Genomic DNA, 1,446 nt, shown 5'->3' with positions numbered 1-1,446 from the left:
GAGGTCGTCCAGTCGGACGGGGGTCTGAGCGGTGGCCACGGCGTAGGGGTCGTGGACCCACAGCGTGCGGGAGCGGATCGGCCGGGCGGTGGTGACGTAGCACAGGCCCTGGGTGGGCGACCCGTCCGGCCACTCCAGCGGCAGGGTGTGCAGCGGCTCGGGCAGCGCCACCGAGCCGACCATGCCGCCCGACACCCGCTCACCGGTGCGCAGCGCGACGACGTTGCCGCTCTTGCACATGTCGCGGATCACGCTGGAGCCGCCGAGCTGGGTCACGCTGGCCTGCTGGGTCGCCAGGACGACGCAGATCGCGACCTTGCGGCCCATCTGGGTGATGATCTCGACCCGGCGGCGGATCTCCTTGCCGTGGTCGCCGTCCATCAGCAGCCGGTGCGCCTCATCGATGACGATCACCAGGCCCGGCATGTCGGGGGTGGGGTCGATCGAGTGGCGTCCGGTCCGGGCCCGGCCCTGCTTGTCGCGCCACGCCACCGTGGTGAGGGCGGCGAATCGCGCGTCCATCAGGGCGATGATCCGGTCCAGCAGCTCAAGGGTGTCGTCCACCGTGGTGGCGGTGTAGGGGACGTGGGGGATCCAGTCCGGCACGGACATGCCGCCGGACCCGTCGATGACGATCGGGATGAGCCGGTCGGACATGCCGACCTCCGACAGGATCAGGTCGAGCGCGGCGGACTTGCCCGATCCGGTGGTGCCGGCCACCAGGCCGTGGCACATGCCCGCGCCCGGCCACCACAGCCGCCAGTGCAGCATTTGCCCGTCGGCGGTGACCGCCAGCGGGAACGTCCCGGTGGCGTTGTCCAGGCCGGGCCCGGTCCAGCGGCGCACGTCCTCCAGCGGGTTGATCGTCAGGACGGTCAGGCGGGCCTTGTGGACCGGCTGTCCCTGGATCGGCTCGGCCAGGACCCGCCCGTCGGGCAGGTCGTAGACCGAGGCGATGGTGGCCAGGCAGCCGGTGACGGTGTTCCAGTGCTCACCACGGCCCAGGTCGACGGTGGCGGTCCACCCATAGGCGATCTCGGTGATGTCGGTCAGCGTCGATCCGGCGAGCGCGCCGCGCTGGGCGCCCATGTACTCCTCCCAGCGGACGGCGCGCCAGTCCGGGCCGGTCGGCTCGGCGGGCTCGGGGCGAGCGTCCTGGAGCGCCTGCTCTGCGGTGATGTCCGGAGTGGCCTCGCTGTGGCGGACCCACCAGGGCAGCGCGAGCGCCGCCCCTCCCAGCCACAGAGCGGCCTGCACGGCGCCCGGCCCGACGGCCGCGGCCACGGTCTGCCACGACAGGCTCGCGGTGCAGGCGACCGCAGCGTACGCGCGGCCCCACCGGCCCAGGCGTTGGCGGCCGGCCATGTAGGCGCCGACGGTCCCGGCGCCGGTCAGGGCCAGCACGCCGAGCGCGGCGGGCCCGTCGGCGGCCGAGGCCGCAGCGCC

Annotated in this window: 1 protein-coding gene; it reads right to left on the bottom strand. The window is 73.9% G+C overall.

The features are described 5' to 3' along the window. Positions 1 to 1,446 (bottom strand): FtsK/SpoIIIE domain-containing protein (locus tag DZF91_RS02945; RefSeq protein ID WP_147340962.1); only part of this gene is annotated, 1,446 nt, incomplete at both ends.

This window comes from Actinomadura logoneensis, from assembly GCF_003428695.1.
GTDB classification, from domain to species: Bacteria; Actinomycetota; Actinomycetes; order Streptosporangiales; family Streptosporangiaceae; genus Spirillospora; species Spirillospora logoneensis.
This window is presented reverse-complemented; position numbering and strand designations above follow the sequence as displayed.